At 40.3% G+C, this 20,033-nt stretch carries 17 protein-coding genes; 6 read left to right on the top strand and 11 right to left on the bottom strand.

Annotated features, from left to right (window positions below; genetic code table 11):
* Positions 1-128: 128 nt before the first annotated feature.
* Positions 129-1,160 carry a LacI family DNA-binding transcriptional regulator gene (locus tag H4075_RS19605; protein WP_182802508.1) on the top strand — a complete coding sequence of 344 codons (1,032 nt, stop codon included), beginning with the start codon at positions 129-131 and terminating at the stop codon, positions 1,158-1,160.
* Positions 1,161-1,162: 2 nt separating this feature from the next.
* On the opposite strand, the gene H4075_RS19600 is transcribed toward H4075_RS19605, so the two are convergent.
* Positions 1,163-1,540: a hypothetical protein gene (locus tag H4075_RS19600; RefSeq protein ID WP_182802507.1), complete on the bottom strand. Its 378-nt coding sequence runs from the start codon at positions 1,538-1,540 to the stop codon at positions 1,163-1,165.
* Positions 1,541-1,750: 210 nt separating this feature from the next.
* Here H4075_RS19600 and H4075_RS19595 point away from each other — a divergent pair, with 210 nt between their 5' ends.
* Together H4075_RS19595 and H4075_RS19590 are read left to right on the top strand one after the other, a co-directional pair.
* Positions 1,751-2,095 carry a single-stranded DNA-binding protein gene (locus H4075_RS19595; RefSeq protein WP_182802506.1) on the top strand — a complete coding sequence of 115 codons (345 nt, stop codon included), beginning with the start codon at positions 1,751-1,753 and terminating at the stop codon, positions 2,093-2,095.
* 84 nt (positions 2,096-2,179) lie between these two features.
* A complete protein-coding gene (locus tag H4075_RS19590; RefSeq protein ID WP_182802505.1) occupies positions 2,180-4,657 on the top strand; it encodes a helix-turn-helix domain-containing protein in 2,478 nt (825 codons plus the stop codon).
* Between the two features lie 5 nt (positions 4,658-4,662).
* Here H4075_RS19590 and H4075_RS19585 read toward each other — a convergent pair whose 3' ends face one another.
* Positions 4,663-5,028: a hypothetical protein gene (locus H4075_RS19585; RefSeq protein ID WP_182802504.1), complete on the bottom strand. Its 366-nt coding sequence runs from the start codon at positions 5,026-5,028 to the stop codon at positions 4,663-4,665.
* Positions 5,029-5,053: 25 nt separating this feature from the next.
* On the opposite strand from H4075_RS19585, the gene rpoN reads away from it, so the two are divergent.
* The gene (gene rpoN / locus H4075_RS19580) at positions 5,054-6,550 is read left to right on the top strand and encodes an RNA polymerase factor sigma-54 (RefSeq protein ID WP_182802503.1); all 1,497 of its coding nucleotides are present in this window, start codon (positions 5,054-5,056) and stop codon (positions 6,548-6,550) included.
* Between the two features lie 2 nt (positions 6,551-6,552).
* The gene (locus tag H4075_RS19575) at positions 6,553-7,233 is read left to right on the top strand and encodes a hypothetical protein (protein ID WP_182802502.1); all 681 of its coding nucleotides are present in this window, start codon (positions 6,553-6,555) and stop codon (positions 7,231-7,233) included.
* A gap of 75 nt (positions 7,234-7,308) precedes the next feature.
* Here the strand turns inward: H4075_RS19575 and H4075_RS19570 are convergent, their stop codons facing one another.
* Complete coding sequence (locus H4075_RS19570; protein ID WP_220494798.1) at positions 7,309-8,076, bottom strand: murein L,D-transpeptidase catalytic domain family protein; 768 nt, start codon at positions 8,074-8,076, stop codon at positions 7,309-7,311.
* Positions 8,077-8,370: 294 nt separating this feature from the next.
* Here H4075_RS19570 and H4075_RS19565 point away from each other — a divergent pair, with 294 nt between their 5' ends.
* Complete coding sequence (locus H4075_RS19565; protein WP_182802501.1) at positions 8,371-9,522, top strand: cysteine desulfurase family protein; 1,152 nt, start codon at positions 8,371-8,373, stop codon at positions 9,520-9,522.
* Positions 9,523-9,534: 12 nt separating this feature from the next.
* Here the strand turns inward: H4075_RS19565 and H4075_RS19560 are convergent, their stop codons facing one another.
* The 8 genes from H4075_RS19560 to H4075_RS19525 all read right to left on the bottom strand — a co-directional run bounded on the left by H4075_RS19560 (position 9,535) and on the right by H4075_RS19525 (position 20,033).
* Positions 9,535-10,842 (bottom strand): gluconate:H+ symporter, encoded by a 1,308-nt coding sequence (locus tag H4075_RS19560; RefSeq protein WP_182802500.1) that lies wholly within the window; start codon positions 10,840-10,842, stop codon positions 9,535-9,537.
* A 14-nt stretch (positions 10,843-10,856) separates the two neighbouring features.
* Positions 10,857-12,029, bottom strand: a complete 1,173-nt coding sequence (locus H4075_RS19555) for an endo-1,4-beta-xylanase (RefSeq protein ID WP_220494796.1) — start codon at positions 12,027-12,029, stop codon at positions 10,857-10,859.
* 31 nt (positions 12,030-12,060) lie between these two features.
* Positions 12,061-12,891, bottom strand: coding sequence for a fumarylacetoacetate hydrolase family protein (locus H4075_RS19550; protein ID WP_182802499.1), 831 nt, complete (start codon positions 12,889-12,891; stop codon positions 12,061-12,063).
* Positions 12,892-12,908: 17 nt separating this feature from the next.
* The gene (locus tag H4075_RS19545) at positions 12,909-13,775 is read right to left on the bottom strand and encodes an alpha/beta hydrolase (RefSeq protein WP_220494795.1); all 867 of its coding nucleotides are present in this window, start codon (positions 13,773-13,775) and stop codon (positions 12,909-12,911) included.
* A gap of 13 nt (positions 13,776-13,788) precedes the next feature.
* Positions 13,789-14,808 carry an SMP-30/gluconolactonase/LRE family protein gene (locus tag H4075_RS19540; protein ID WP_220494793.1) on the bottom strand — a complete coding sequence of 340 codons (1,020 nt, stop codon included), beginning with the start codon at positions 14,806-14,808 and terminating at the stop codon, positions 13,789-13,791.
* Between the two features lie 56 nt (positions 14,809-14,864).
* Entirely contained in the window at positions 14,865-16,583 is a 1,719-nt protein-coding gene (locus H4075_RS19535; protein ID WP_182802498.1) for an IlvD/Edd family dehydratase, read from the bottom strand.
* Positions 16,584-16,620: 37 nt separating this feature from the next.
* Positions 16,621-18,213 (bottom strand): aldehyde dehydrogenase (NADP(+)), encoded by a 1,593-nt coding sequence (locus H4075_RS19530; RefSeq protein ID WP_182802497.1) that lies wholly within the window; start codon positions 18,211-18,213, stop codon positions 16,621-16,623.
* A gap of 224 nt (positions 18,214-18,437) precedes the next feature.
* Positions 18,438-20,033 carry a SusD/RagB family nutrient-binding outer membrane lipoprotein gene (locus H4075_RS19525; RefSeq protein ID WP_182802496.1) on the bottom strand — a complete coding sequence of 532 codons (1,596 nt, stop codon included), beginning with the start codon at positions 20,031-20,033 and terminating at the stop codon, positions 18,438-18,440.

Raw genomic sequence — 20,033 nt, 5'->3', positions numbered from 1 at the left:
TTTTAAACAACTATCCTGCCCTGTCTGTTTTATCAAAAAAATGATTTGCAACAGGTTATGTATCCAGGCCGGAAGTGGTCCATCATTTCAGGCGTGAATAAACTATCTTTAACCGTAAGATTGATTATATGAAGTTTGAAGCTGTAACGATAAAAGATATTGCTAAAGCATTGGGCCTTTCCACATCAACTGTATCGAGGGCCTTGCGTGACAGTCATGAGATCAGTGCCGAAACCAAACAACTGGTTTTGGAATGCGCAGAGAAACTCAATTACCGGCCCAATCCCATTGCCTTAAGTTTGAAAGAAAAGCGTAGCCGCTCCATTGGTGTGGTGGTGTGTGAAATTGCCAATACGTTTTTCTCACAGGTGATCAATGGAATTGAATCGATCGCATATGACAGAGGTTATAATGTTATTGTTTCGCAAAGTCGGGAGTCATACGAACGTGAAGTGATCGATCTCCAGTTCCTTGCATCACGTTCAGTTGATGGGGTGATCATTTCTTTATCAACTGAAACAACTGATCTTACGCATATCAAAGCATTGCATGCACGTGGCATGCCGATTGTGCTGTTCGATCGCATTCATGACGATATTGATACGCATAAAGTAATTGTTGATAATTACCGTGGTGCTTATGATGCTACTGAGCATTTTATCAAGCAAGGGTTTAAACGTATTGCTGCATTGGCAGGTTCTGAGTTTTTATCGATTACAGCAGAACGTTTGGCCGGTTACCATGATGCATTGAAAGCGCATAACATTTCCTACAGCAAAGAATATGTGCAACATTGTTTTTACGGAGGTATGGTTTTTTCGGAAGTGGAAGAAGCCATGAACAAGCTGCTTACGTTGAAACAAAAGCCCGATGCAGTAATTACTACCAGTGATAAATTAACAACCGGCTGTGTGAAGACACTCAAACGCCGTGGATTGGATATTCCAAAAGACATGGCATTGATCGGATTTTCAAATTCTGATATTGCTGAGTTGGTTGATCCGCCGTTGACAGTGATTCGTCAGCCGGCAGAAGAAATGGGAAGAGCTGCTACGGAACTTTTGTTACAGTTGGTAGAAAGTAAACGGCCGGTAAAGGATTTTGAAAAACGGGTACTTACGCCTGAGTTATTGATCAGAGGGTCGGCCATTAAATCATAATCTTATTCTTCTTTCTTTTTTACGATCAGGAACCAATCATGTTCCAACGGCAGGTAACCGTAATCGTAACAATAGAAATAGGTCTTGCCTGTTTTTGTTGTGTAGAGATGTGTGATGTATTTAAAGTGAAAACCCAGCCTTTGCAGTTTGTCTTTATTGGCTTTGGCGGTTTCCTCAGCATCAGGCAAAAGGCTTTCCAATATCTTCCTGTTCTTTAATAAAGTATTGTTGATGTTGCGTACAAAACTGCTGTGACTTCCTTTTGCTTTTTGCTGGTTATTGTAATTATTACGGCAGTAATCATCACAGAATTTCTTATCAACTCTCCCTTTTAGTGTTTTGCCGCAGGCGAGACAGGTTTTATTGTCAGATGCAGTCATAGCAATGCTTTTGGCGGATAAGATACAACGAATTTATCCGTGTGCAAACGTTTTTACACGTTTAGCTTCGGGAAGAAACGGTTAACAACCGACTATCGTTTTTGCAGCAGGGCATCTTTGTGTTGTCAACGGGAAAGCTAGTACCGCTGATTGAGATAACAAATTTTTAAACCTCGCCTGTACAAACTACGGGCGGCAAATTTCAAACTTATGTACGCATTAAAAAACAAAGTGCAATTGATCGGTAACCTCGGTAATGCACCTGAAGTAAGAACATTGGAAAGCGGAAAGAAAATGGCACGCTTTAACGTTGCCACCAGTGAAAGCTATCGCAATGCTAAAGGCGAAAAGATCACCGAAACACAATGGCACACACTTGTGGCCTGGGGTAAGGTAGCCGAGATCGCTGAAAAGTATTTGTCGAAAGGAAAGGAGGTGATGATTGAGGGTAAACTCATCAACCGCAGTTATAACGATAAAGACGGAAATAAGAAATACATCACTGAAGTGCAGGTAAGTGAAATTTTAATGCTCGGTGGAAAAGACATGAATTGATTGAAAGATTGAAGTTATGTTTGATCATTAACTTTGGCGGCACGGCAATCGATTACCAGCGTCTTATCTATTAATTTATCATTTATGCAATCTGTGGAACGCAACGAAAGGTTTGAATTAGCGTATCGGTTTGTTACCGAAACGCAGGAAAGCGTGTTCCTTACCGGTAAGGCCGGAACAGGCAAAACAACTTTCCTTAAATATCTGAAAGAACATACTGCGAAGAATACTATTGTTGCTGCACCCACAGGTGTGGCTGCGATCAATGCAGGAGGTGTTACGTTACACAGTTTGTTTCAATTGCCTTTGCATCCTTTGCTGCCAACCAATGCAGGTAAGCAGGAATTGCTTTCGAAGATTCGTTATAACAAACAACGTTTACAGTTGCTTCGCAAAATGGAAGTGCTTATTATTGATGAAGTGAGTATGGTGCGTTGCGATGTAATGGATGCTATCGATACAATTTTAAGAAGTGTTCGCTACCAATATGAACTTCCGTTTGGTGGCGTGCAACTATTGTTAATCGGTGACTTGTTTCAGTTGCCGCCCGTTGCACAAAATCATGAATGGGCTGTGTTGCAGGAATATTATAATTCTACTTTCTTTTTCGACAGTAAAGCCATACAGGAACAAATGCCTTTGCTGATCGAACTCACAACGATCTACCGACAAAAAGAAGAACAGTTTGTTCGCTTGCTGAACAAGGTGCGTAACAATCAGCTTGATGCGGATGATCTGGAAATATTGAATGAACGTTATCAACCCGGCTTTCAACCCGATCGTGATGAAACATTCATTACACTCACATCTCACAATAACCAGGCAGAATTAATTAACCGTCAGCAATTGCAACGGTTAACAGCACCACCTTATACTTACAAAGCAGCAATTGATGGCGAGTTCCCGGAGAATAGTTATCCGGCCGATGCAGAGTTGGTGTTGAGAGAAGGTGCACAGGTGATGTTTCTGAAAAATGACACTCTAAGCAAACGTTTCTTCAATGGAAAGATCGGTGTGGTGCATTCATTAAGTGATGAAGAAGTGATTGTAAGATGTGGCAATGAAAACATCCGTGTACAAAAGGAAACATGGGATCATTCACGTTACACACTTAATCGCACCGATGGAAAACTTGAACAGGATGTGTTGGGAACATTCGAACAATATCCATTGCGATTGGCTTGGGCCATTACTATTCATAAAAGTCAGGGCTTAACATTTGAAAAAGTAATGATCGATGCCGGTCTTTCATTCACCAGTGGACAGGTTTACGTTGCATTAAGCCGTTGCACCAGTTTAGAAGGAATTGTGTTGTTGTCAAAAATTCAACCCAATGTGATCTTCAGTAATCAGCAGGTAGTTGATGGGCAAAAAGCATTGTCGCCAAAAGGTTCTTTGCCCCAACGATTTGAAGAAGCACGAAAAGCCTTCTCACAACAATTACTGGAAGAATTATTTACATTTCAACAAACAGCATTGGCGTTAAAACTGTTGATGCAGGTTGCAAGCAAACATAAATTTGAATTGAATGAGGGAGCAGAAGAATGGATCGGTAACATGCAATTTCAATTTCAACAGGAACAATCTGTGGCGAGAAAGTTTTTACTCCAGATCAATCAATTGCTTAAAGAACAACCGGTTGTTGAAACAAACAGCCAGTTGCAGCAGCGTGTAAAAGATGCCGTGAATTATTTTATTCCACGTTTTGAAGAATTGCAACAACAGTTAAAGCAGCACCCACTCATTACCGAACATAAAACAGCTGCAGACGAAGTAAATGAACAATTGAATACTTTGTTTACGGCATTGCACACCGAGATCTATTTTTTGAAATCTGGATTACAACCGTTCTCAATCACTGATCATTTGAGGCACAAACTTAATCTTGTTACACCTCGTGTAAATATTACCAGTTATGCTGCCAATAAAAAGCAAACTGTTGTCGGCATCAATCATCCTGATTTGTATTTCCGGTTAAAGACATGGCGTGACCGTATTTGCGATGAACAGAATATGCCTATTTATTTGTTGGCTAACAGTAACAGCTTGCAGGAGATCTGCACTTATCTGCCTTTCTCAAAAACGCATCTTCAATTACTTTCAGGATTTGGCAAGGCCAAAGCCGATAAGTATGGTGATGAAATAATAGAAATGGTGATGGGCTATTGCGAAGAACACGGTCTTGAAACAAATATCGAAGCAAAGAAAGATAGCCCAAAGCGTGAGCGTAAAGAAAAATCAACCGAACCAAAAGAGGACACAAAATCTGTAACGCTTCATTTGTTTAACGAAGGGAAAACAATTAAAGAAATAGCAGCAACTCGTAAATTGACAGAGGGCACAATCGAAGGTCATTTAGTTGATCTCATCAAAGCCGGTACAGTAAAAGTGGAGCAGTTATTAACTGTCGAAAAACTCCAAACCATTTTAAACAGGATCGAATTGTTTCCTGAAGAGTCAAACACAGCTCATAAAATTGCCCTGGGCGATGCGTATAGTTTTGCAGATGTGCGTGCAGTGCAAAATCATTTGCAGTTTATGAAAGAGAATATTGTGCAGTAACGATCTTACTGTTTCCCTTCCAGTTTATTTACGTAATCAAGCGAACCAAGGCGAACTTTTAAAGGGATGCCCGTCTTTTGTTCCAGCTTGTATTCGCCAATGCACATAAATCCCCAATGGGCGAAAGGATTACCAAGATTTGTAGAAATTTTTTTTGAAGAATTGACCGGCAATGGCTGGAGAAGGTTGTATTTGTTAAAAATGGGAGAATGAATTATTTGGGCCGTCTCTTTTTTAACTTTCACAGAATCAGCTTGTTGGGCTTTTGTTGAGGCTGTGATCAAAAGCAGGATTGTCAGCATTCCGCAAAAATTGTTCCAATTTCTCATTCCTGTCTGTTTTTTTAATATTTTAGCGGCTTGCAATTGCATTGTAAAGTATAAATGTATTGAGAAAATGGCACTGAGTCAGGGACTACATCAAAAATTACTGCAAAAGTTATCGCCCCAGCAAATTCAATTAATGAAGTTGCTGCAGGTACCTACGGCTAATCTGGAAGAACGGATTAAAGAGGAGCTGGAAGAGAACCCCGCATTGGAACAATCGAACGAAGAAAATGATGACCAGGATACCGGTGAAGTGAAAGATGAATTTGATACATCTGATGAGGAGGAATATGATCTGGATGGGGGCGAAGACGAATACGATAATATCGATATTCATGAATATGTAAATGAAGGCGATGATGATATTGCTGATTACCGTATGCGGGATGATAATTATGGTGAACAGGAAGAGCATAAAACCACACCGGTAAAACTGGAGACAAGTTTTTATGAACTCCTGCTTCAGCAGTTAGGTATGTTGAAACTGGATGATAAGCGGAAGGTAATAGCTGAGCAGGTTGTTGGTAGTATTGACGATGATGGTTACCTGCGCAGGGAAAACAGTGCTATTGTAAACGACCTTGCATTCAGACAAAATATTGATGCTTCGGAAGCAGATGTAGAAGAAGTAATTGAGATCATTCAGCATTTCGACCCACCTGGTATTTGTGCAAGAGATCTTCAGGAATGTTTGCTCATTCAGTTGCGGCACAAACAAAAAACAAATACATCCAAGGATATAGAGCAGGCTATTACAATACTGGAGAAGTATTTTGATGAGTTTACAAAAAAGCATTACGAAAAAATTCAACGCAGTCTTACTTTGGATGATGAGCAATTAAGAGCAATCATTCAGCAGATCGTTAAACTAAACCCCAAGCCAGGCGGTAATGTTGGATCAGTAAATAAAGCAGAGACATACATTGTTCCCGATTTCTTTATACTGAATAACGGGGGTAAACTTGAGCTCACATTAAACTCCCGTAATGCACCTGATCTGCGAATCAGCGAAGGTTACCGTGACATGCTGAAGGAATATGATAAGGGCAGCAAAAGAGATAAACGTCAAAAAGAAGCAGTTCTTTTCATTAAACAAAAAATTGATGCAGCAAAATGGTTTATTGATGCTATAAAGCAAAGGCAAAACACATTGCTGCATACCATGACTTCCATCATGCGCCACCAGGAAGAGTTTTTCCTTACAGGGGATGAAACCAACCTGCGACCAATGATCCTGAAAGACATTGCCGAAAAAACCGGATTGGATATTTCAACGGTGAGCCGTGTAGCCAACAGTAAGTTTGTGCAAACAGAATTCGGCACGTATCGATTGAAATTCTTCTTTAGTGAATCGCTAAGTACAGAGAGCGGTGAAGAAGTATCTACCCGTGAAGTGAAAAAGATACTCTTTGATATGGTAGATGCTGAAGAAAAACGAAAACCATTGAGCGATGAACGTTTAACTGAACTCCTTCAGGAAAAAGGCTATAATATTGCACGCAGAACCGTGGCAAAATACAGGGAACAGTTGAATATACCTGTGGCCAGGTTACGTAAACAATTATGAGTATGACGGAACATTTGGTGATTAATGAAGAAGGAAGCCTGGATACAACTCCTGAAAAATATCCGGCTGCATTTAGAATTCCTGCATTGATCTTTTCGTATTTATTTCACCCGCTTTTTATTATTGGCTGGGTGGTGCTGTATCTTTTATACCAAAACAATCATGTGTTTCTTGGTGTTGATCCTGAAACAAGGATCATTTATTTTTTGCGGGTTTTTGGTACAAGTATTTTTTTACCGATCGTAACTGTGTTACTGTTGAAAGGTCTTGGCTTTATTCAGTCCATTCAATTGCCAACACAGAAAGACCGCATTATTCCATACGTTGCCTGCATTACTTTTTTCTTCTGGACATATTATGTATCCAAACAATTAGGCGACCCAACAGAGTTGCGTGCATTTTTGTTAAGTGCATTTGTTGCTTCCTGTGCTTCACTCATCATTAATAATTACATGAAGGTGAGTATGCATGCCATGGGTGTTGGTGGCATGGTTGCATTCTTTGTGTTATTGCTTTTTGCCAATAAATTAGATGATGTCTTTTCATTATTGGCAGCTGTGCTTGTTGCCGGTGTTACATGCAGCAGCCGTTTGGTCGTAAGTGATCATAAATCTTTTGAAATTTATACCGGTCTTATTACCGGCATCGTCATTCAGCTTGTTGCATGGATGATCGTACATTAAAAACCCCGGCAGGAATGCCAGGGCTTTTCATCATCAGGAACTCGAATCTCAATTGGTTAAAAAGATGGAACAGAATTAACTGTTCAGTATCGTTGATTTTGTTTTGTATTCTTCTGTTGGATGATAGATAAATAAAAGACTTCCGTTTTTAATACTGTTAATGATAGCCTTTGTTTGTTTTGTTGGTACAGCAGGGCAACCAAGGCTGCGACCTAAATAACCATTGCTGTTAGCAAACTGACTTGTTACATAGTCTGAACCATGCAAAACAATAGCCCGTTCAAATGCATTATCATTAATTCCTTTTTCTAAACCCTGTAACCTCAATGCATATCCTTTTCCACCGTAATAAGGTTGCATGGTGAGATAAAAACCAAGGCTGCTCTTATTTGATTCAGGTTTGTTAGAAAATTCAGTTGCATAAATTAGCCCGCTCTTTCGGCCATGTGCAACCAATGTTTGAAAGAGGATCTTTCCTTTTTCCATATCAATCACAAACAAACGCTCTTCAGAAGATGGTTTCGAGAAATCGGCAATGGTTAACACATCCTTTTTCGACATTTTGCCTTGTTCCAAAAGTTTATAATAGCCTTCATATGCCAGTTCAAATGCTTCTTCCTGCAAACCTGCCTGTAAAAGATGAAGTGTATCGTAAATGCTGTCGGCCTTTGCAGCGATCATTTCTTCTGCATTCAGTTCAACCTTTGCGGCTTCCTCCACTTCATTTATATAATGTGTGAGTGTTCCGGCATCGGGGCTGTTACCGGCAATAGCAATTGGTATTTGTAATATGATGAATGCTGTAATAGCAATATACAGCAGGTTGGTACGAAATAGTTTCATAGTTAATTGGTTTAACGGATGTTGGATTTTTAAAAATAATAAAAGTTTCGCTTTCACCAAACTCATAGCCGGTAACGATTTAATGTGAAAAATAGTATCTCAGGCAGCAGAGTTGTTCTGGAACTAAGTGTTTTGTAGTATAGCCTGTTGGTTAGTGAGAGCAATGCAAAGGTAGGCCGATGCTTTTAGTAAGGATGTTAAAAAAGGGTTTGAATTCGGCAAGAATGTGCCTGCAAGAGCCGAACGACCATGCGAATGGTTCTATTTATGTTCTAATTTGCAGGTCTTAGAAGTATGCAATACCCCATCTATCTCGATTATAATGCCACAACTCCCTGTGACACAAGGGTGATGGAAGAAATGTTGCCCTATTTTACCAGCCGATTTGGAAATGCAGCCAGCCGAACGCATGCGTATGGGTGGGTGGCGGAAGAAGCTGTTACGATAGGTCGGGAGAGAGTTGCAAAGCTGATAGGGTCTGACCCCTCAGAACTGATCTTCACTTCCGGAGCGACCGAAGCTGTTAATCTTGCATTGCGGGGTGTTTATGAAACCTATCAATCGAAGGGCAAACATATTATTACCTACCAAACGGAACACAAAGCCGTGTTGGATACTTGTGCTTATTTAGAAAAACAGGGCGCAACAGTAACCTATCTTCCTGTTGATGCAAATGGATTGCCCGATCTGCCTCTGCTTGAAAAAAACATACAAGCTGATACGATACTGATTGCAGCGATGTATGCCAATAACGAAACGGGTGTTTTGTTTCCGATAAAAGAAATGACAGCCATTGCAAAAAAAACCGGCGTGCTGTTTTTCAGCGATGCCACACAGGCAGTTGGAAAAATTCCGGTTGATGTGTTGAAAGATGATATTGATCTGTTGGCCTTATCGGCACATAAATTTTATGGTCCGAAAGGAGTGGGTGCTTTGTATGTGCGCAGGAAAAATCCAAGAGTAAAATTAAGTCCGCTTCAGTATGGCGGTGGTCATGAAAAAGGGTTGCGAAGCGGCACATTGAATGTGCCCGGTATTGTTGGGCTTGGCAAAGCATGTGACATTTGTTTGTTGGATATGCAAACTGATCGCTTACGAATTGAGCAACTGCGTGATCAATTGCTGAATGGGTTGTTGGAGCTTGGGTGTACCAGGCTTAATGGCGACAAAAACTTTTTACTTCCGCATGTTGCAAATGTTTCATTTGATTTCAATGGTGCTGCGCAACTCATTGGCCAGCTTAGTAAACATGTAGCGGTATCATCAGGATCTGCATGTACTTCAGCGTCGGCAGAACCATCGCATGTATTAAAAGCAATGGGTTTGAAAGATGAAGTGGCGATTGGTTCTATACGGTTTAGTTTGGGCCGCTTTACAACTGAAGAAGAAATTATTGAAGTATTGAAGAAGATCAGGCAGGTAGTAGAAGGCTTGCAAACGATTTGAACATTTGAATCATTAAATAAAATAGTTTAATAGCAGAACTCCTATCAATCCCAAAATAGAAATAAGAGTCTCCATCACCGTCCACGATAAAAAGGTTTGTTTAAGAGAAAGTTGAAAGAATTCTTTATACATCCAGAAACCTGAATCGTTGATATGCGAACCAAACACACTGCCACTGCCAACCGCCAACACCATTAATTCAGGTGAAGCAACACCGGTTGTTACTAACGGAGCAACAATCCCCGCAGCCGTAATGCCTGCAACAGTTGCTGAACCGATGGTTACACGTAACAATGCTGTAATGACCCATGCAAAGATCAACGGAGGCATTTGCCATTTGCTGCTGAATGATGCAATATAATCGCCGGTGCCACTATCCTGCAATACCTGTTTAAATACACCTCCTGCAGTAATAATGAGTAAGATCATAGCTATACCTGAAATCCCATCACCTAACCATTTCATTAATTTATCCATTGGAATATTCTTACGAATACCAAAGAAGTAGAAAGCTAAAAGCACTGCTATCAATAAAGCAATGGTTGATTCGCCAATGAACAGGAAAGTCGTTTTTACAAATCCATCTGCCAGAAAATTTTGTGCGATCACGGCAAGTGAGATCAATAAAACAGGAAGTAATGCAATTAAAAAACTTGGCAATGCAGCCGGTAGTTCTTTCAACTCCGTATCAACAGGGGAGAATAAATTCGTTTGTGATGAAGTAATTCCTTTCACAACTCTCCCTAACAAAGGACCTGCAACAATTACCGCAGGTATAGCAATGATGATACCATAGACCAACACTTTACCCATATCAGCATGAAACGCATTCACCAACACAACAGGCCCGGGATGCGGCGGCAGAAAACAATGTGTTGTACTTAGTGCCGCAGCCATTGGAATAGCGATGTACAACAACGGTAACCCGGTTTTTCTCGCCAGCATAAACACAAGTGGCACAAGAATCACAAACCCTGCATTGTAATAAAGTGGAATACCAATCAAAAAACCGGTAAGCAATACTGCCCATTGTATATTCTTCTCTCCAAATTTTCTGATCAATGTAGTAGCGATCTTTTCTGCAGCACCACTAGCTTCTAATATCTTTCCGAGTACGGCACCAAGGCAAAGAATTAATGCCAACCCACCTAATGTACTGCCAACTCCTTTCTCAATTGATTTCACCAGTTGACCCGGCGGCATACCTAATAATAATCCGGCGGTAATAGCAACGATTAATAATGATAAAAAAGGGTTGATCTTTTTTACAGTTAAGAACACCTGTAGAATAATGGCGAATAGTATAATGAGTAGCTGCATGAATGGTAAGATCGTTATTTAACCCGATAATTTTCCGGAACAGCCATTACGGCTTGTAAAGCCGGCTTAGGTTGTCGTTGTCTCGTCCATAGCAATGGATAATTTGTTCGCCCCGGTACAGGATAATCGTTTTTCCAATTCATGCCATCGTGTACACCCCACAACGTAACCCGGTCAATTTTATCTTTTCGTTTATAAAAGATACCGAAGAGTTCTTTATAGCGGTTGGTCAATAAATTTTCTATACTATCGGGTAATCCTTTTTGATAAGGGTCTAAGAAAGTTTTGAACTCTTCCAGTTGAAATTGTTTATCAGCCATGCCCTGGCCAATGATCTGTCCTTCTTTTGTTAACGGAAGCACATCAACATCCAGTTCTGTGATCATCACCTTTACATTACAAGCTGCATATGCATCAATTGCCTCTTCAATATATTTTGTTTTAGGATAATTCAAACCCCAATGACCTTGCATGCCAACACCATCAATACGAATGCCTTCTTTTTGTAACATCTTTACCAAACGTACAATGCCATCTCTCTTTGCAGGTCGCCATGCATTAAAATCGTTATAATACAATTCTGTATTGGGTGCATATTGTGCAGCAAATTTAAATGCGTACTTTACTAAGGTATCTCCGTTGCCAAACGCATTCACCCATGTTGTTGGCCGGTAATTTCCATCTTCACCCATCACTTCATTCACTACATCCCATGCATGCACACGCCCTGCATACCTTCCGGCAACAGTTTGAATATGACTTCGCAGTCGTTCGATCTGTTCTTCTTTTGTATTTGGTTTTCCATTTGCATTTGTGAAAAACCATGCCGGGCATTGGTTATGCCAAACTAATGTGTGGCCTATGATGAACATTTTATGGTTTTCTCCAAAAGCAACAAAATCATCGGCAGGTTTGAAATTAAAAACACCTGGCTCCGGATTGATCAATGCAGCTTTCATTACATTTTCAACAGTAATGGTATTGAAGTGTTTTATAACGATATCCTGCGAAGCTTTGTCGGCACCTGATGTGATTTGTGGTGTAACAGCAGTACCTATTAAGAATGCATCTTTATAAATATCTTTTAATGTTTTATCGGCAGCAGGGCCATGATTCACTTTTTTCATATAGGCGAAACTGATGAGCGTAACAGGTAAAGCAAACAAAAAATATTTTAGCTTTTTCAATTGAAGTTGTTTTTAAATGATCGTAGACTGTTTACTTAACAGTATTCACTAAGTCACCAATACCCTCAATGGAAATTTTTATTTCATCGGCGCTTTGCAAGGTGAAATCACTGCCCGGTACAATGCCTGTACCTGTCATGATTAAACAGCCATGGGGAAAACTGCTTTCACGATAAATAAACGAAACCAGTTCCTGTGGCGTGCGTTTCATTTGGCTGATAGCGATCGTTCCTTCAAATACTACGGCAGCATTTCTTTTTATAGAAAGATGAATCGTTGTTTCGGGCGAGAGGTGTTCATTTGTGATATAAACACATGGACCAACTGCTGCACAGCCATCATATGTTTTTGCCTGTGGCAGGTACAAAGGATTTTCGCCTTCAATACTACGGCTGCTCATATCGTTACCCACTGTATAACCAATGATCTTACCGGATGATGTAACTACTAATGTTAACTCAGGTTCCGGTACATCCCATGTACTGTCTTTGCGAATGCGTACAAAATCTTTATGACCTACTACACGGTGAAATGAACTTTTAAAAAAACATTCAGGTCGTTCGGCTTCATATACCTTACTGTAAAAATCGGCACCACCTGCTGCTTTGCTTTCTTCCTGTCGGCCAACCATACTGCGATAGTAAGTTACACCACAGGCCCACAATTCCTGCTCGCTTCCCATTGGAGGCAGCACTTCGTTAATTAATGTTTTATCACCAGCAGCTAATGTAGAAGTAAGTGCTTTTGCGTTTTCAAATACGTTGTCATTATTAATAAACTCATTCCAACTTGTATCTGCAACTAAAAAAAACTGATCGGCCTGTTCAATAACAACGCCTGCTTTGGTCTTGAATAATTTCATGTTATATGATTATCTGTTTATTTATTTGTGACATCGCTCCATAGCCAGATCAATGATGCAGGCAATATACTCCCGCCATGTTTTCCGCTATGTGTGCCTGATCCTTTTTCAAACTTAAATTCGTAGCCTTTGAACTTTAATGCCGATTCCATTTCCAGATTAGCCAGCCACCAGTTGCCATGTTCATTATCGAGATCATTGGTGCCATCCTGCATAAAGATCTTAATGTCCTTCTTTTTATGTTTACGGATGATCGATGGATAATTATTTCCTCCACGGATATTTGTATAGCTCCCGATATGACTCAATACTTTGCTGAAGTATTCCGGATGTTCCCATGCAGCTGTAAATGCACAGATTGCGCCGCTTGATAAACCACCAATGCCATGCATCTTTGGATCGTTGCTGATATTATATTTCTTTTTCAGTTCAGGAATAAGTTCATCCATCAGCATCGTTGCATAACGATCATCCAGTACATCATATTCATCTGCACGGTTTCTTGATGCATACCTGTTTTGCGGATAGTCTTTTGTATTATGCCCAGGGTTTACAAACAAACAAATCGTAACAGGCAATTTCTTTTGCTGAATTAAATTGTCATAAACAATCGGAACACGAAAATCACCTGAATCATTTACATAACTATGTCCGTCCTGAAAAACCATTAATGCTGCCGGTTTCGAAGCATCGTATTGTGCAGGCACATAAATGTAATATTCACGAAAATTATTATAAAGCTTGCTTTGCCATTCATGTTTTGTAACGCTTCCTTTTGGTACGCCATCTTTTCGTTGTGAATCAGGCCCAAGTTTATAAAGTGAATCCTGTGCTGCACATGCAATGGATGTAGTTAAGAAAATGAGGACTAAAAATTTCTTCACGATGGCGTACAATTTATTTTCTCATTTTAAAACGCAACACCTGCATATTATTGCTGATGTACAATGTTTTTTCATCGGGACTTAATGCACAGTTTGAAGTTGGTTGATCGAGTTTTAATTTGCCCAATACTTTTCCTTCTTTGTTGAATATCCAGATACCACCGGGACCTGTAGCAAATACATTTCCTTTACTATCTACTTTCAATCCATCTGGTGAACCGGGCTGTCCTTTGGCTGCTGCTATATTGTTATAGAATAACCGGCCATTGGTTAATGTATCGCCTTTCACATCATAGATAAGCCAATTTGGATTTTTCCAATCGGAGCTGGCAATGATGATTTGCTTTTCACCAGGAAGAAAAGCAATGCCATTAGGACGTGGAATACTATCGACTAATAAAATGATTTCACCATTTGTTTTTACTTTATATACACCGTTGAATGGAATTTCTTTTTTGGGATCTTTATCATTTTGTGATTCCAATCCATAAGGTGGATCAGTAAAGAATAATTCACCAGCTTTGTTATACACTGCATCGTTCGGACTGCTCAAACGTTTGCCTTGATATTTGTCTGCAAGTGTAATAAATTTCGCAGCGGGTTGATTAAGTGGTGCATCCATTCTTGCCATTTGTCTGTTACCATGCTGACATAAAACAAGATTCCCATTTGCGTCTAACAACAAACCGTTACTTCCGGTTTCACCCTTACGCTTCACAGTGTCGGTATAACCGGATGGAGTGAGATACACTTCTTTTCCATTTGCTTCTGTCCATTTGTAAACTATATTGTTTGGCACATCAGAGAACAACAACATGTTTTCTTTTTCGATCCATAACGTTCCTTCGCTCCATTTAAAACCTTCGGCAATGATCTCAGCAACTGCATCTGGATCAATAATTGAATCAAGTGCAGAGTCGATTCGTTCAACTGTTCCCGTTGTCTTATATTCACTCATAGTTTGTTTCTCTTCATTACTGCACGAAAGCATGACAATTACTGCAATAGTGAATATTGATTTATATAGCTTCATATTTTTTTAATAATCCGTTTTTATCATTAGCATCAGCGTCATCTGTGTTTCTATTATCAATGCGAATCTCTCGTTACCACACTCCCCGAACTGCCCTGTAAAAAATCAAGATCAGCACCTTTGTCAGCGCCCATCACATGTTTAATATACATACTTACATAACCACGGGTAGCTGCAGGTTTTGGTGCCAGCCATGCTTCTTTTCGTATGGCCAACTCTTCATCGCTTACATGCAATTGCAATAATCTTTTTTCGACATCAAGTTCAATCATATCGCCATTCTGTACCAATGCCAATGCACCTCCAATTGCACTTTCAGGTGATACATGCAATACCGCAGTGCCATAAGCAGTGCCACTCATGCGGCCATCGCTAATGCGCACCATATCTTTAATTCCTTTCTCTAATATTTTTTTCGGCAAGGCCATGTTGCCAACTTCGGGCATGCCCGGGTAACCGACAGGACCAACATATTTCAATACCATTACACAGGTTTCATCAATATCCAATTCCGGATCATCAATGCGTGCATTGTAATCTTCAATACTTTCAAATACCACTGCACGACCGGTATGTTTCATTAATGCAGGCGTAGCTGCTGATGGTTTAATGACCGCACCGTTTGTTGCGAGGTTCCCTTTTACCACAACACAACCTGCTTCCGGTTTTATAGGCGCTTCATATTTTGCAATGACATCTTCGTTGTAACACTCTGTATTTCCAGCGATGTTTTCGTGATGATTTTTTCCTGTAACAGTGATCACATTTTGATGCAGTTCCTTTTTCAATTCATTTAAGATAACCGGCAACCCGCCTGCATAATAAAAATCTTCCATCAAGTAAGATCCTGAAGGCATCAGGTTTAACAGCAAAGGAATCTTGCTGCCAAGTGTATCGAAATCTTCCAGGTTTAATTCAACACCAATTCTTCCTGCAATAGCTGTGAGATGAATAATAAAATTTGATGAACCACCAACCGCAGCATTTACCTTAATCGAGTTTTCAAATGCTTCTCTCGTTAATATTTTATCGATCGTTAAATTTTCTTTCACCATTTCCACAATTCGTCGTCCACTCAATTGTGCCATTACTTTTTTTCTGCTGTCAGCTGCAGGTATTGCTGACGCACCGCTCAATGTTAACCCTAACGATTCAACCATTACCGCCATCGTGCTTGCAGTACCCATGGTCATACAATGACCAATACTACGGCTCATGCAACTCTCTGCATATTCAACTTCTTCCTGACTCATTTTACCCGTCTTCATGTCTTCATCAAACTTCCACACATGTGTACCACTGCCGATGGTTTGTCCTTTATAACGTCCATTCAGCATTGGTCCACCTGGGACAACAATGGTTGGTAATCCCACACTCGCTGCGCCCATCACTGTTGATGGTGTTGTTTTATCACAACCCGTTAATAACACTACGCCATCGATCGGATTGCCTCGAATACTTTCTTCTGCATCCATGGCAGCCAGATTGCGAAATAACATGGCTGTTGGTTTCAACAATGTTTCGCCCAAACTCATGATTGGAAACTCCAACGGAAATCCGCCTGCTTCCAACACACCACGTTTTACAGCTTCTGCATGATCCCGAAAATGTGCATTGCAAGGTGTGAGTTCACTGAACGTATTGCAAATACCGATCACCGGCCGGCCATCAAACATATCGGTAGGCATTCCCTGGTTTTTCATCCAGCTGCGGTAAATGATCCCGTCTTTATTTTTTTTACCAAACCAATCGTGACTTCTTAAATGTGTACTCATCTTCCTTGATTTATAATTTTCATGGTTGCCTCGAGGGCTAATTTAAATCTTTATTTGTCCTTTCTCCATTAATCAACCGCCAAATCATCAATGTATTTTTATTCTTTAATTCTAGGGGCAGTAATGAATCAGGCATATTCTGATAGCAAACCGGTCTCGTGAAACGATAGATCGCTGCTGTACCAACTGATGTAGACTTACTATCGGTAGTTGATGGAAATGGCCCACCATGTACCATTGCGCTGCATACTTCTACACCCGTAGGGAATCCGTTTATTACAAGCCGTCCAACTTTTTGTTCAAGAATATTGATGAGTTCTTTATAATCATCCAACTCATCTTCTGTTCCGTGAATCGTTGCAGTTAAATGGCCCGAAAGTTTTGTAGCGATCTCCAGCATTTCATTTTTACCGGCAGTAGTAACAGTAATGCTTGCCGGTCCAAAAATTTCTTCGCTTAAAGAAGGACTGTTCTTAAAAGTTTCGCTGTTTGTTGAGAAAAGTACCGGTGTTGCAATATTATTTCCGTTGTTGTTTGTTGTGATAGCACCAACAGCCAACTGCTCCACACCATTCACTTGCAAATGCTGCTTCACCGCTTCTTTGTATGATTTGAACATTAAAGGAGTGAGCATAACACCGGCATTTGTTTTTTCAAACTCTGTCTTCAAATTGTTTTTGAAAGAATCATCTTCATTGGCATGATAAAATAAAATACCCGGGTTCGTACAAAACTGTCCAACACCCATTGTTACAGATCCGGAATAGGCTGCTGCAATAGCTGCTCCTTTTTCTTTCATTGCGTTGGGCAAAATAAAAACAGGGTTACTGCTTCCCATTTCTGCGTAAACAGGTATTGGTTCAGGCCGGCTTACAGCAGCATCATACAATGCTTTGCCTGCTCTATACGAACCGGTGAAGCCAACTGCTTTTACATGTGGATGTTTTACTAACTGTATGCCTGTTGTAGTGCCATCGCCATAGAGCAACGAAAAAACACCATCGGGCATATTGGTTTTGCGTGCTGCAGTTTGTATGGCTTTGCCAACAATTGCAGATGTAGCAGGGTGAGCGCTATGTGCCTTTACAATAACGGGACAACCTGCTGCCAATGCAGATGCAGTATCGCCACCTGCAACTGAAAATGCTAATGGGAAATTGCTTGCACCAAAAACAACCACCGTTCCAATAGCAATGTGCATATAGCGTATATCTGGTTTAGGTAAAGGAATGCGATCAGGTATTGCTGTTTCAATTCGTGCATCAACCCATGAACCTTCTCTCAGCAAAGCAGCAAACATTTTTAGTTGATTCACCGTTCTTCCTCTTTCACCTTCTATGCGTGCCTGAGGCAAACCGGTTTCGCTGCTGCAAACAGTAATCAATGTATCGCCAGCATTGATGATTTCTGCTGCAATCGTTTCCAGAAAAACAGCTTTCTCTTCGCCACTTTTCTTATAGTATTGCTGAAAAGCTGCTGCTGCTTTTTCAACAGCTTTATCAACTTCAGCAGAAGCAGCTTTTGAAAAAGCATACTCATTATTCAATGACGTTGCCGGATTGTAGGAAAAAAATGTTTCACTTCCTTCATCCGAAAACTGATACCCAATGATCTGTTTCTCTTTTATCATATTCAAAATTTCACTCATTATAATTACGCTGTATGGAAAAGACCCTTTGTAGATACAAAAGGTCTATTTCTAACGATAAATTGCTATGCAAGTTTGATGTTACTTTATCTGTTTGCAATAAATTATTTCAGTCTTAATTTTTTCAACTCTTTTTGATCGCAGTTTAAAAAGTGTCGACTATTGACTCAATCATCAAATGAACGCTTCACTACACCTGTTCAATGTTATAACTTATCCCAAAATACTCTGGATGATAATTTATCTCCACCAATAGCCGCAGCACCGGCGTTATAGTTCGCCGTATTGGAAGATGCTTCAAGATCAGGATATGAAAGCCTCCTTGCAAAACCCACAGTACCAAGAGCACCTGCAACAGGATTGGGTGTTAAAGCAGGAAACCCACTTCTTCTGAAATTTGCAAATGCTTCTGTTCCGTTTCTGATATTAACGATCCAGTATTGTGTGTTGATCAACCTCAATGCATCGGCAGAATTATAAGCTACATTCGGATCATTTAGATAGGCAGTAACATCTGCTCCTGAAATAGGAGTAGTGCCGGTGTAAAGAGAATACGATGCCATATCAGCTGCAATCGCATTATCGTAATAGATCTTGGCTTGCGCATCACCACCCGGTATCCAACCTCGCTTAGCTGCTTCTGCCAACAATAACGATGTTTGCGCATAGGTAACCCAGAACTCTGGAACACCCGGAGCAGCAACGATATTTACATTGAACTGCGAATAATTAAGTCCTGATCCCCTGGCACCTCTATACGGACTTCCTGCAGCTAATATTTGATCACTGGTAACTCCAATTGGTACGCCATATTGATTTGCTAAAACCATATCAGGTGAAAGATTGTTCGCAATAGCACCGGGGTCCGGATATTGTGCAATCAGGAACTTACCTCTTGGATCGTTGGTTACCTTCAATTGATTTACAAACGGCTCTGCTGCATAGTTGAATTGAGAGAAGTTACGTAATGCTGCATTGTCAGGTTGCGAAAAAGCTGTTCCATCATTTTTTACAAATGCATTATCTGCGTTTGATGTCATCACGCCACCGGCAAATGCTTCTGCTACAATGTTCGCAGCTTTTGTTGGATCAAGTTTACTATACCGCATTCCCAGTCGTAATAACAATGAATTACCTAATTTTTTCCATTTCGTGGCTTGGTCTGATGCATTGGTAGTTTTGGTTGATGGCTGTGCATTTGCACCATAGAAAAGATCAGCAGAGATATATTCACCACTGGTGCTTAATGCAGCGATTGATTCTTTCAACTCTTTGTACAGATCCTCATATATGGCTCCGTCATCATCATATTTTGGAAAAAACAACGCATCGGAAACTGCCTTACCGGCCTCTGAGTAGGGAACATCACCATAGTCATCAACAAGGCCCATAAAAACCTGCGCCTTCCAGATACGGATCATGCTTCTTAAGTTAACACGGGGTGTGTTTGCACCCAAAATATTCAATGCCTGGGTAAGATTTTTTACAGGTGGTGCATTACCGTTTGAACCACCTGAATAAGATTGATCCCATTTAGGGTTGCTGTTACCGTCAATATCCACATTAAAACTAAAACCCTGGTTGGCACCCGTGTTATAAGGAACCACAAAATGCTGTACAACGATGTGTTCTGCATTCCATGTACCGATATGTGTACGCTGAGCACCGGCAAACAATAGAGCAGGGTCAATATTAGTTACAGCATAGGGATTGGTATTTATCTTTTCAAAATCCTTATCACATGCTGTAAGTAAACAGCCGCTGCAAATAACAAGGATCAGTCGTTTAAATAGTTTAAGCAT

Origin of the sequence: Lacibacter sediminis, assembly GCF_014168535.1 — a bacterium.
In the GTDB taxonomy this organism is placed as follows: domain Bacteria; phylum Bacteroidota; class Bacteroidia; order Chitinophagales; family Chitinophagaceae; genus Lacibacter; species Lacibacter sediminis.
The sequence above is the reverse complement of the archived record's forward strand: the minus strand, read 5'-3'. Positions and strand labels throughout refer to the sequence as shown.

Bases quoted from the DNA above. Each gene is read 5' to 3' on its own strand.
- H4075_RS19605 (WP_182802508.1), top strand. From the start codon at position 129: ATGAAGTTTGAAGCTGTAACGATAAAAGATATTGCTAAAGCATTGGGC.
- H4075_RS19600 (WP_182802507.1), bottom strand. From the start codon at position 1,540: ATGACTGCATCTGACAATAAAACCTGTCTCGCCTGCGGCAAAACACTA.
- H4075_RS19595 (WP_182802506.1), top strand. From the start codon at position 1,751: ATGTACGCATTAAAAAACAAAGTGCAATTGATCGGTAACCTCGGTAAT.
- H4075_RS19590 (WP_182802505.1), top strand. From the start codon at position 2,180: ATGCAATCTGTGGAACGCAACGAAAGGTTTGAATTAGCGTATCGGTTT.
- H4075_RS19585 (WP_182802504.1), bottom strand. From the start codon at position 5,028: ATGCAATTGCAAGCCGCTAAAATATTAAAAAAACAGACAGGAATGAGA.
- rpoN (WP_182802503.1), top strand. From the start codon at position 5,054: ATGGCACTGAGTCAGGGACTACATCAAAAATTACTGCAAAAGTTATCG.
- H4075_RS19575 (WP_182802502.1), top strand. From the start codon at position 6,553: ATGACGGAACATTTGGTGATTAATGAAGAAGGAAGCCTGGATACAACT.
- H4075_RS19570 (WP_220494798.1), bottom strand. From the start codon at position 8,076: ATGAAACTATTTCGTACCAACCTGCTGTATATTGCTATTACAGCATTC.
- H4075_RS19565 (WP_182802501.1), top strand. From the start codon at position 8,371: ATGCAATACCCCATCTATCTCGATTATAATGCCACAACTCCCTGTGAC.
- H4075_RS19560 (WP_182802500.1), bottom strand. From the start codon at position 10,842: ATGCAGCTACTCATTATACTATTCGCCATTATTCTACAGGTGTTCTTA.
- H4075_RS19550 (WP_182802499.1), bottom strand. From the start codon at position 12,891: ATGAAATTATTCAAGACCAAAGCAGGCGTTGTTATTGAACAGGCCGAT.
- H4075_RS19540 (WP_220494793.1), bottom strand. From the start codon at position 14,808: ATGAAGCTATATAAATCAATATTCACTATTGCAGTAATTGTCATGCTT.
- H4075_RS19535 (WP_182802498.1), bottom strand. From the start codon at position 16,583: ATGAGTACACATTTAAGAAGTCACGATTGGTTTGGTAAAAAAAATAAA.
- H4075_RS19530 (WP_182802497.1), bottom strand. From the start codon at position 18,213: ATGATAAAAGAGAAACAGATCATTGGGTATCAGTTTTCGGATGAAGGA.
- H4075_RS19525 (WP_182802496.1), bottom strand. From the start codon at position 20,033: ATGCTTAAACTATTTAAACGACTGATCCTTGTTATTTGCAGCGGCTGT.